Here is a 9,358-nt window from a genome sequence, read left to right as displayed (position 1 = left end):
GTGAAAAAGAAGATTGGCCTCATAAGGCAAAGGACGCCTTACGGTCCAACCCCTATTTTCTTCACGAGCTATCAAGGCGCTTGCGCTTTTTGTATAATCCAGCTCCAGCGCCTAGCTCGCTGTGAAAAAGAAGATTGGCCTCATAAGGCAAAGGACGCCTTACGGTCCAACCCCTATTTTCTTCACGAGCTATCAAGGCGCTTGCGCTTTTTGTATAAAATTTATTATAATAATAAGACGTGTCTAATGAAAGACAAGAATAAAGGAGATATTTGATGAAACAAAACCAATTTGAACGATTTAATTTGAAAAGCTACATTCTAGATGCAGTTCGTACTCTAGGGTTCGATAAGCCGACGGAAATACAAGAACGCGTGCTCCCGTCGCTTTTAAAGGGAAGTAGCTTAATTGGACAGTCGCAGACAGGTACAGGGAAGACTCATTCCTATTTGCTGCCGATTATGAATAAGCTTGATGCTGGGAAAAACGAAGTTCAAGCGATTATTTCCGCACCAACCCGTGAATTAGCGAATCAAATCTACAAAGAAGCTTTGAAAATTGCGGAACATTTCCCTGAGGACGAGCAAGTTCAAGTCCGTTGCTACATCGGTGGTACCGATAAACAGCGGATGATCGATAAATTGAAAACACAACCACAGTTAGTCATTGGGACTCCAGGTAGAATCAAGGATCTGGTTGAGGCTCAGGCACTTCAGGTATATACAGCTTCAATGCTGGTGGTCGATGAAGCGGACCTTATGCTTGATATGGGCTTCATAGAAGATGTTGATCAATTTGCATCACGTATGGCTGAAAAAATTCAAATGCTTGTTTTCTCGGCAACCATTCCGGAAAAATTAAAGCCGTTCTTGAATAAATACATGGAAAATCCGAAATATGTTCAAGTGAATCCTAAACAGGCGACAGCTGCCAAAATTGAACACGTTTTGATACCGCTCCGTCATCGTAACAGAGAGCAGTTACTGCATGACATCATCGTGCGTTATAATCCGTATTTGGCTATCGTTTTCACCAATACGAAAAAAATGGCGGATCATGTGGCTAATTCGCTGATTGAAAAAGGCTTGAAAGTAGGCCGTATTCATGGTGACTTATCGCCTCGTGACCGTAAAAAAATGATGAAACAAATCAACGATTTAGAATATCAATTCATCGTTGCTACCGATTTGGCTTCTCGTGGAATCGATATAGAAGGCGTCAGTCATATCATCAATTATGAATTACCATCGGACTTGGATTTCTATATTCATAGGACTGGAAGAACCGCCCGTGCTGGATATTCAGGCATTGCGGCCACCATTTATGGTACATCGGATGAAGACGCTCTGAACCGCCTCGAAAAGATGGGAGTCGAATTCCACGATGCCGATATTCAAAATGGCGAGTGGGTTGATATAGAAGAACGGAATAAACGGAAAAACCGTAAGAAACAGAAATCTGAAATAGATGTTAAGGCTAGCAGGCATGTTAAGAAGCCGTCAAAAGTTAAGCCTGGTTATAAAAAGAAAATTCAACGAGACGTTGAAAACTTTAAAAAACGCGAACGCCGTATACAAAGAAAGAAATGAAAAGGGAGTAATTAAATGCTGAAGATTGGGTCGCATGTGTCAATGAGCGGGAAAAATATGCTACTTGCTGCGAGTCAGGAAGCGGTTTTATATGGTTCCAATACTTTCATGGTCTATACAGGAGCCCCGCAAAATACGAGACGTAAGAAAATCGAGGATTTGAATATTGAAGCAGGAAGATTGCATATGGACGAAAATGGACTCAGTGATATTGTGGTCCATGCCCCATATATAATCAATATAGCGAATACGACAAATCCAGCCACCTTTGAGCTGGGGGTCAATTTTTTACGCAGTGAAATAGACCGGACGGAAGCGATAGGGTCACGTCAAATTGTCCTTCACCCTGGAGCCCATGTCGGTGCAGGCAGTGAAATTGGCATCAAAAGGATCATTGAAGGTTTAAATGAAGTGCTTTCCGCTGACGATAAAGTGCAAATTGCCCTTGAAACGATGGCGGGTAAGGGTACGGAATGTGGCCGAACTTTTGAAGAATTAGCAATGATCATGGATGGTGTAACCCATAATGATAAGCTATCCGTATGCTTCGATACGTGTCATACACATGATGCCGGATATAATATCGTTGAAGATTTTGATGGCGTCCTGAATGAATTCGACAAATTGGTCGGCGTGGAACGAATCAAGGTTCTCCATATCAACGACAGTAAAAATGTACGTGGTGCGCATAAGGACCGTCATGAAAACATCGGTTTTGGCCATATTGGATTCAAGGCATTGAATTATATTGTCCATCATCCCCAACTGGACGATGTCCCGAAAATCTTGGAAACTCCTTTTGTAGGAGAAGACAAGAAGGATAAAAAAGCACCGTATAAATTCGAAATCGATATGTTTAAAAATAAACAATTCGATGAGGGTTTACTGGAAAAGATCATGTTGCAATTGTAAGTGGTAGAGAGGGACGGTTCATCGATATGTCGATGAACCGTCCCTTCTTTTATATAAGTATTGTTGAAACCGTGTTACAGATTGGCAGTAAGGTTGTTGAAAAGAGTTTCGATTGCCCGGGCTGTATTCGCTCCGGCTACTTGAGTGATTTGGCCGAGAACGTTTTGACGTTGGCGAATATCGAAAATATTGATGTTTTTACCAGCCAGCAATGCAGTAATATCTTGTGCTTGTTTTTGGGTTAGGTTAATCTGATGCTGTTTAGCAAGGGACAGTAGTTCATCGGGACGTATCTGATTTATTTTATGGTTGACCATCATTTCAAATAATTTCATACGATCTCCTCCTCCTTTAAAACATATGAAGGAAGATAGGGTATGTGAACTTGAAACTGTTTGGATTTTGAGAAATTTACTGATCAAGGATAATTAGAGTGACTCAAGATCCTTTGAACCTGGAGCGATTTCTTTACATCTGACCTGCTTTGATTTATACTAACCTTTGTTAATCGTAATGATTCTTAAAAAAAAGGTGATTGTTTTGTATAATATAATGAACCCCATCGTTAAATTAGAAGATATATCTTACAAATATACAAAAGATTTAGTGCTGGAGCATGTATCACTTGAGATCCCTAAAGGGGCTTTTTTAGCAATCGTCGGACCGAATGGGAGCGGTAAATCCACCCTTTTGAAGTTGTTACTCGGTGTGTTTAAGCTACAAAAAGGAAAAATCGAAGTATTTGGGGAAGATATACGACGCTTTAAAGATTGGCAAAAGGTAGGTTTTGTTTCCCAGAAGGCAAATTCTTTCAATTCCGGTTTTCCTGCTACCGTATTCGAAGTGGTTCAAAGCGGCTTGACTAAAAAAATCGGCTTGTTTAAATTTGCAAGCAAAGAAGATAAGAAAAAGGTGAAGGATGCGCTGGAGTCTGTGGATATGCTGGGGTTCCAGAACCGAAATATCGGTGAATTATCCGGTGGCCAACAACAGAGGGTGTTCATAGCCCGTTCGATTGTCAGCGAGCCTGAATTGCTGATTCTAGACGAACCGACTGTTGGAGTAGATTCAAAGAACGTCCATCAATTTTATGAAATGCTCGAAATGCTAAATAAAAAATTGGGAATTACCCTGATTTTAGTTACGCATGATGTGGCTACCGTGACCGATAAAGTCACACACGTTGCCTGTTTGAATAAGGTGCTTCATTTTCATGGAGATGCCATAGAATACAATGGATTGAATGAGGAAGAATTGTCTTCCATTTATGGACACGGTGTTCAGTTCTTAAACCATAATCATTAATAAGTTTTGGAGGATAGCCCAATGATATCGGGGATATTGCAATTTGAATTTTTGCAGAACGCTTTTTTGACCGGAATCATCATCGGAGCGATTGCGCCACTCGTAGGCGTTTTTGTCGTGGTAAGAAGGATGTCGATGATCTCCGATGCGCTCAGTCATGTAGCGCTAGCAGGAATTGCGTTTAGTTTACTGCTTCAAAAAAGTTTTCTTTCTCTTGCCGGATTGAATCCACTTTATATAGGAATGGCCTTTTCGGTTGGAGGTTCGTTGTTTATTGAGAAATTAAGAGGGGTGTACAAGCACTACCAAGAGTTGGCCATCCCCATCATCATGGCTGGGGGCATGGGGCTTAGTGTTATTTTCATTTCCATTGCCGATGGCTTTAATACGGATTTATATGGTTATTTATTCGGAAGTGTCAGTGCAGTAAGTCGAACAGACTTATATCTTATTATGGGAGTCGGCATAGCAGTCGCTTTAATGCTGGCACTATTGTATAAAGAATTATTTTTGTTATCCTTTGACGAAGAGCATGCAAGGGCTTCGGGGATACCCTATCAAACGATTCATTTTATTTTCATCGTAATGGTGGCTTTGGTCATCGCTGCATCAATGAAAATCATCGGGATATTACTTGTATCTTCGTTAATGACTTTGCCTGTTGCTGCAAGTCTCCGCTTTGCGAAAGGCTTTAAGCAGATGATTGTTTACTCCATTTTATTTGGAGAAATATCTGTTGTAGGTGGATTGATTTTATCTTACAATATGGATCTTGCTCCAGGTGGAACAATTGTTATCATCGCTGTGCTAATACTTATCTTTTCAATTTTAATGGATAAGTGGAAAAATCGATAGGTGGGGTGATTTTTTGAACGTGACAACAGCCATGCAATTACTTAAAGATAAAGGCTTTAAACATACAGGAAAAAGAGAGGAAATGTTGGCTCTTTTCTCTTCGAGTGATAAATATTTAACGGCTAAAGAAGTGCTGGAGAATATGAAGCAAGACTATCCTGGCTTGAGTTTCGATACGATTTACCGCAATCTTTCCTTGTTTGTCGAACTTGGGATTTTTGAGATGACTGAACTGGAAGGTGAAAAACATTTCCGCTTTACTTGCGGACATTCTTCACATCACCATCATTTCATCTGCTTGAATTGTGGTAAGACTAAGGAAATTGAAGTATGTCCGATGCACGAGCTTCAGGAAAGCTTGAAGGACTATGAGGTATCTGGTCATAAATTCGAAATTTACGGTCGCTGTCCTGTCTGTATATCGATAGAATCTTAAAAAAACCATCGACATCTGTCAATGGTTTTTTTGTTCTATTTTATACTGAGCGGTTTAGAAGGTAGCCAATGTTTCACCCATTGTGATGCCTCCAACCAATTGTTGACCCGGATGACTCTATCTGGGATCGGGCCTTGGTTATAGGGTGTATTGAATAGTAGGACAGGGATTTTACATTCTTCGGAAATGGAAACCGCATTGTCATACTTGTCCTCTAAAAAGAGGTCGACAGCGTATTTCTTAGCTGTAGCCACCTTATCATGGGAGCCGACCAATTCCAAGTGATTGTATTGGAGCTGGTTCTTCGTAAACCAGTCCCTTGTTACATCAAGTAGGCGATCACTTCTGGCACTGATGAAATATAAATCAGCCAGGGTCATCCAGCTCTCCAGAATGTCCTTTGCCCCATCGGCAATCAAAGACTCTGCATATATCGTCGGTTCGGTTTGGATGAACCATTTTGAGAACTCTTCTTTTGGTACATTGACGAAGGGAAATAAATCATATTCATTAATGTCTTCATAGGTTAAATTTAACTTAAAAGCTTTATTTAAGTAGGGGACTAACGTATCGGGTCTTGTAATAGTCCCATCTATATCGATGCCAAATCTTTTTTTCACGATGACTCTCTCCTCATTATCAACACTTGTTTTAGTGTATCATATTCCACTGTGGCATTGGAAACAATCCATATTTATTACCAAGACATGAAACCTTTTTCATGAGGGTAATTAATTATTATACATACACTATAAATGCTCCTAAAATCGAAAGTGAGTGATGGATGAATGGATGAAGACAAATACTCCGTTAAAGGCCAGGCGGGCACAATTGAAGTGGGGAATGAATCCATTGTGACCGAGGATGATCAACATCATGAGCGTTACTATACGGAAGAAGATGTAGCAGAGGAAAGAGGGTATCAAAAAAAGAAAGAGGCCACTTTTGCGAATAGTCGGTATCAAGAAGAAACTTCTGCTGAACTTGCCGCAGAACCAAAGCAAAACGGGAGGTATGAAAAACGCTCTGACGATTCCGGGATGGCATCGAATGGAGCCGTCATAGGGGCCATTGCGTTAGTGCTATCCATTCTGTCGTTGTTTATGATGCCTTTCATACTGGGGATTCTTGGGATCATCATTGGTTTTTCAGCCCGCAAGCGAGGATCTAGCATGGGTTCATGGGCTATAGGGATAGGTGCCGTTTCCATCATTGTCGGCATTTTTATCTTGCCATTCTTTTAGGAGCATAATTCGCTGTTTTCGATACCCAAAAGGATTCGGAAACGGCTTTTTTTTGAGGGAACAAAAAAAGTCCCGAGAAACTCAGGACTTTTTTTATTTATTTAGTTATCACTGCAGCCGTTGCTTCAGCTTCGGCTTCGGCTCTTTGCTTTGCATAATACTCTTCAGCAATTTTATCGATTTCTATTTTTAGTTCCTCAACCATTGTTTCTTCAGGAACTTTACGAACGATTTTCCCTTTTCTAAACAGCAAACCTTCACCACGTGCTCCGGCAATGCCTATATCAGCCTCACGTGCTTCACCAGGACCATTTACCGCACAACCTAGGACAGATACCTTGATTGGAGCTTTGATCGTCTGGATGTACTCCTCGACCTCATTTGCGATGGAGATAAGGTCGATTTCAATACGTCCACAAGTAGGGCAAGAGATTAGGGTGGCCATATTAGAAGCAAGCCCGAATACTTTAAGGAGTTCCCTTGCTACTTTCACTTCTTCGACTGGGTCAGCGCTTAAGGATACGCGTAGTGTGCTACCTATACCCTGACTAAGGATGGCGCCAAGTCCAGCCGCACTTTTAACCGTACCGGAGAAGAGTGTACCCGATTCAGTAATTCCTAGATGTAAAGGGTAATCAAAAGCTCTTGAAGCTTTTTCATAGGCTTCGAGTGCCAAAGTGACATCAGATGCTTTCATTGAAACGATGATGTCATGGAAATCAAGATCTTCCAGGATCTTAATGTGGTGCAATGCACTTTCGACCATTCCATCTGCTGTTGGATAGCCATATTTGTCGAGGATTTTCTTTTCAAGAGAACCTGCATTGACACCGATACGAATCGGAATGCCTTTAGCTTTAGCAGCTGTTACAACCGCTTCTACTTTTTCGCGGCGACCGATATTACCAGGGTTGATCCGTATTTTGTCCGCTCCGCCTTCGATAGCTTTCAGGGCTAGCTTATAATCAAAATGGATATCGACCACTAGCGGGATATTGATCCGTTTTTTAATTTCAGGAATGGCATTTGCTGCTCTTTCATCCGGGCAGGCGACACGTACAATTTGGCATCCTGCTTCTTCAAGACGAAGGATTTCTGCAACGGTTGCTTCAACGTCATGCGTTTTTGTTGTTGTCATGCTTTGAATGATTACTTCATTGTTGCCGCCGATTGTTAAGTTTCCAACTTTAATTGGCCGCGTCTTAGTGCGATGTATGATTTCACTCAAGTGGAATTCTCTCCTTTAGGAAAAAATCAATTTTGATTTTTCATTTAGTTCACTAAAATATTGTATCAATGTCCATACCGGTTGACAAGGAATTGGACGCATTACTTTTTTATTATGAAGAAAGTATACTATTTTCACTCGGGATTTACTTGATTAAATGTTCTTTAAGCAAGAAATCAGGTTCACCTTGATTATTTACGAAATATGTTTCCATTCGGTTTATTTGTAGATCGGGATTTTATACGTTTTTCCAATCTGCATGTTCTCTGGCTGTAGCCCTTCATTCAAACTCTGAAAGTCGGATATGATATCCTCAATCGGCTGGTTCGATGCTTCTTTATCGTTCTCCATGATGGAGAGTAAGGTATCTCCAGGTTTGATAAGTATTTCTTTATATGACAATGTAGGGTCCACGGGCTTGTCTACTGTCAAGGATGGTTGGACTGGATTTGATGTTAATTGTGAAGTGGGCAGGGTTCCTGTGGTCAAATCGAAATAAATAATAAATAGAATGAAACAAAATGAAATAAATAGCAGGATCCTTTTCATTTCCATCCCCCCAAGTTTGTCTTTTACCTATATGTACTTGGCAGGGTGAAAAGTTATGCCTGAAAATGGGCAGTTTTCATGTCGAGCGTTTATTTAATTTTGGATTTGAAAAAATAATTATCATTATCATATGCATTCGCGTTAAGAAAACGGCGGATTTCATTTAAAGTTAAATCATTGCTTTTGCCTCCAGTATAAGTAATAACCACTGTACATCAAGATTTCTATTCATCACATCGCTCATCCCCTTAAATACTGATTAAACTATAATTATAGGAATAACATCTTGCGTAATTTGTTGATTTTAGGGAAAGGTAAAAATTTATTTGGTTAGGTGCAAAAAATCCAGACAGGTTCGTCTGGATTTATCTTTTCATATCATATTTAATCAAGTGTATGAGCTGATTCTTTTATGGATAAGTGGAGAATGATTAATGAAACGAACCAACTAATGAAGGAAGCGAATGGGACAGTCGCTTGAAAGGCCTCCATGATTGTAAAGAAAATCGTGGATAGGGTGATACTGTACGCGGCTATCCTCCATAAATATCTATAAGAAATGGAACGACCCAATGTGCTTCTGAATATAGTCCCGAATGCAGCAAGGATGGTCACTTTCAAGAATGAACCAGCTGCCGTAAATAAATATAGGATAAAGAGAAGCAGTGGCAGGATTATCGGCAGAACAGATTCAACTGAATTAATCCATTCGAATAAATCCTCATTATTTCCTTCCAAAAGCGAATAAGGTGAAGTTTGAGCATGACCATTCGATACAAATACAAGTTCCGACTTTAAAAGGGCGACTGCTTCATCCGACTTGGCTGACACATCTTCCGGAGTCAGGGAACCAGTGCCATCTAAAAAAATCTGGTAGCCATTTTTTTTCACAACGAATGGCTCGTTGCTATCGGTCGTTAATGTACCATTCTTGATTTCAAAATCAGGCAGGTCTTCTGATACAGTTTCCTCAATGGCGTTTAATCCATTCGTTATCATTGTACCTAAGTAAAATGCGGAAGGGAGGAAGAATATGAGGCTCAATAAAAATACATATAATATGGTCTTACCGATTCCCTGATTTTGAAAGGAAGCGATATCTTTAGGTGAGTAGAGGCTCACCCATAGTTGTTTGAATACGTTCATGATTTCAGCACCTATCTTGTGATATTTCCCCTCAAGTTTAACTACAGAAGGGGAATAAAACAACCTGTATCGGCATTCAGTGGTTTCATTCGTA

General features: G+C 40.3%; 11 protein-coding genes. 6 read left to right on the top strand and 5 right to left on the bottom strand.

The genetic code is table 11. The annotated features are described in order from the left end of the window. Positions 1-275 precede the first annotated feature (275 nt). Positions 276-1,589: a DEAD/DEAH box helicase gene (locus tag ACIQXN_RS10430; RefSeq protein WP_402965915.1), complete on the top strand. Its 1,314-nt coding sequence runs from the start codon at positions 276-278 to the stop codon at positions 1,587-1,589. A 15-nt stretch (positions 1,590-1,604) separates the two neighbouring features. After that, positions 1,605-2,501: a deoxyribonuclease IV gene (locus ACIQXN_RS10425; RefSeq protein WP_402965912.1), complete on the top strand. Its 897-nt coding sequence runs from the start codon at positions 1,605-1,607 to the stop codon at positions 2,499-2,501. Between the two features lie 74 nt (positions 2,502-2,575). Here ACIQXN_RS10425 and ACIQXN_RS10420 read toward each other — a convergent pair whose 3' ends face one another. Further along, complete coding sequence (locus ACIQXN_RS10420) at positions 2,576-2,836, bottom strand: DUF2624 family protein (RefSeq protein WP_402965909.1); 261 nt, start codon at positions 2,834-2,836, stop codon at positions 2,576-2,578. 217 nt (positions 2,837-3,053) lie between these two features. On the opposite strand from ACIQXN_RS10420, the gene ACIQXN_RS10415 reads away from it, so the two are divergent. From ACIQXN_RS10415 to ACIQXN_RS10405, 3 genes are read left to right on the top strand one after another with little or no spacing between them, the layout of a single operon-like run. After that, positions 3,054-3,806, top strand: a complete 753-nt coding sequence (locus ACIQXN_RS10415; RefSeq protein ID WP_402966110.1) for a metal ABC transporter ATP-binding protein — start codon at positions 3,054-3,056, stop codon at positions 3,804-3,806. A 21-nt stretch (positions 3,807-3,827) separates the two neighbouring features. Then, on the top strand, positions 3,828-4,661 hold the full coding sequence (locus ACIQXN_RS10410; protein WP_402965906.1) for a metal ABC transporter permease: 834 nt from the start codon (positions 3,828-3,830) through the stop codon (positions 4,659-4,661). Positions 4,662-4,674: 13 nt separating this feature from the next. Then, positions 4,675-5,097 carry a Fur family transcriptional regulator gene (locus ACIQXN_RS10405; RefSeq protein WP_402965903.1) on the top strand — a complete coding sequence of 141 codons (423 nt, stop codon included), beginning with the start codon at positions 4,675-4,677 and terminating at the stop codon, positions 5,095-5,097. Positions 5,098-5,132: 35 nt separating this feature from the next. On the opposite strand, the gene ACIQXN_RS10400 is transcribed toward ACIQXN_RS10405, so the two are convergent. Beyond that, positions 5,133-5,717, bottom strand: a complete 585-nt coding sequence (locus ACIQXN_RS10400; protein WP_402965900.1) for a 5' nucleotidase, NT5C type — start codon at positions 5,715-5,717, stop codon at positions 5,133-5,135. Positions 5,718-5,885: 168 nt separating this feature from the next. On the opposite strand from ACIQXN_RS10400, the gene ACIQXN_RS10395 reads away from it, so the two are divergent. After that, a complete protein-coding gene (locus ACIQXN_RS10395) occupies positions 5,886-6,341 on the top strand; it encodes a hypothetical protein (RefSeq protein WP_402965897.1) in 456 nt (151 codons plus the stop codon). Positions 6,342-6,438: 97 nt separating this feature from the next. Here ACIQXN_RS10395 and ispG read toward each other — a convergent pair whose 3' ends face one another. From ispG to ACIQXN_RS10380, 3 genes are all read right to left on the bottom strand, one after another. Next, positions 6,439-7,560, bottom strand: coding sequence for a flavodoxin-dependent (E)-4-hydroxy-3-methylbut-2-enyl-diphosphate synthase (gene ispG / locus ACIQXN_RS10390; protein WP_402966108.1), 1,122 nt, complete (start codon positions 7,558-7,560; stop codon positions 6,439-6,441). 228 nt (positions 7,561-7,788) lie between these two features. Further along, on the bottom strand, positions 7,789-8,118 hold the full coding sequence (locus ACIQXN_RS10385; protein WP_402965894.1) for a hypothetical protein: 330 nt from the start codon (positions 8,116-8,118) through the stop codon (positions 7,789-7,791). A 384-nt stretch (positions 8,119-8,502) separates the two neighbouring features. After that, on the bottom strand, positions 8,503-9,264 hold the full coding sequence (locus tag ACIQXN_RS10380) for a DUF1189 domain-containing protein (protein WP_402965891.1): 762 nt from the start codon (positions 9,262-9,264) through the stop codon (positions 8,503-8,505). Positions 9,265-9,358: the final 94 nt, after the last annotated feature.

The organism is Peribacillus sp. NPDC097295, from assembly GCF_044761665.1.
Lineage (GTDB): Bacteria > Bacillota > Bacilli > Bacillales > DSM-1321 > Peribacillus.
The sequence above is the reverse complement of the archived record's forward strand: the minus strand, read 5'-3'. Positions and strand labels throughout refer to the sequence as shown.

Coding starts and splice junctions, on each gene's coding strand:
- ACIQXN_RS10430 (WP_402965915.1), top strand. CDS start 276: ATGAAACAAAACCAATTTGAACGATTTAATTTGAAAAGCTACATTCTA.
- ACIQXN_RS10425 (WP_402965912.1), top strand. CDS start 1,605: ATGCTGAAGATTGGGTCGCATGTGTCAATGAGCGGGAAAAATATGCTA.
- ACIQXN_RS10420 (WP_402965909.1), bottom strand. CDS start 2,836: ATGAAATTATTTGAAATGATGGTCAACCATAAAATAAATCAGATACGT.
- ACIQXN_RS10415 (WP_402966110.1), top strand. CDS start 3,054: ATGAACCCCATCGTTAAATTAGAAGATATATCTTACAAATATACAAAA.
- ACIQXN_RS10410 (WP_402965906.1), top strand. CDS start 3,828: ATGATATCGGGGATATTGCAATTTGAATTTTTGCAGAACGCTTTTTTG.
- ACIQXN_RS10395 (WP_402965897.1), top strand. CDS start 5,886: ATGGATGAAGACAAATACTCCGTTAAAGGCCAGGCGGGCACAATTGAA.
- ACIQXN_RS10385 (WP_402965894.1), bottom strand. CDS start 8,118: ATGAAAAGGATCCTGCTATTTATTTCATTTTGTTTCATTCTATTTATT.
- ACIQXN_RS10380 (WP_402965891.1), bottom strand. CDS start 9,264: ATGAACGTATTCAAACAACTATGGGTGAGCCTCTACTCACCTAAAGAT.